The sequence below is a fragment of the Vibrio sp. 970 genome (genome assembly GCF_033339075.1).
In genome coordinates, this window is the sequence record NZ_JAWOTW010000265.1 from 1 (window position 1) to 737 (window position 737).

1 protein-coding gene is annotated in these 737 nt (G+C 43.6%); it reads left to right on the forward strand.

Annotated features, from left to right (window positions below):
• Window positions 1-737, forward strand: a 737-nt coding sequence (locus R7Q11_RS26080) for a type II secretion system F family protein (protein ID WP_225466989.1), incomplete at both ends; no start/stop codon positions are given.

The following is a 737-nucleotide window of genomic DNA, read 5'->3' on the forward strand; positions in this document are numbered from 1 at the left end:
GAACAATCGGGCAACTTAGCCGAAGTGTTCGAACGCTTAGCTACCTACAGGGAAAAAAATGAGCAGCTTAGAGCCAAAGTGATCAAGGCTCTAATATATCCAGCCATGGTTATTCTAGTTGCACTGGGAGTATCGTTTATCATGCTAACCAAGGTCATTCCCGAGTTTGAAAAAATGTTTGTTGGCTTTGGCGCTGAATTGCCATGGTTTACAAGGCAAGTCTTAGATCTTTCCGCTTGGACACAAAACTGGAGCCCATTTATCGCACTTGGCTCCATCAGTTTATTTATCTCCGCGAGAGTACTCTCTAAGCGTTCAGATTCTTTTCGTTTAATGCTCAACCGATCTGTACTTAAGTTTCCAGTCCTTGGGGCGGTTTTATCGAAAGCCGCTATCGCAAAATTTAGTCGAACACTCGCTACGAGCTTTACGGCGGGCATTCCGATTCTAACCAGTTTAAAAACCACATCGAAAACGTCCGGAAATATGCATTATCAATTGGCTATCGAAGAGGTTTATCGCGATACCGCAGCAGGAATGCCGATGTATGTTGCAATGCGCAATTGCAACGTGTTCCCTGAGTTGGTGCTGCAAATGGTTATGATCGGCGAAGAATCCGGCCGACTTGACGATATGCTCAATAAAGTTGCCACAATTTACGAGTTTGAAGTGGACAACACCGTCGATAACCTCAGTAAAATCTTAGAACCATTAATTATCGTTTTTTTAGGTATCGT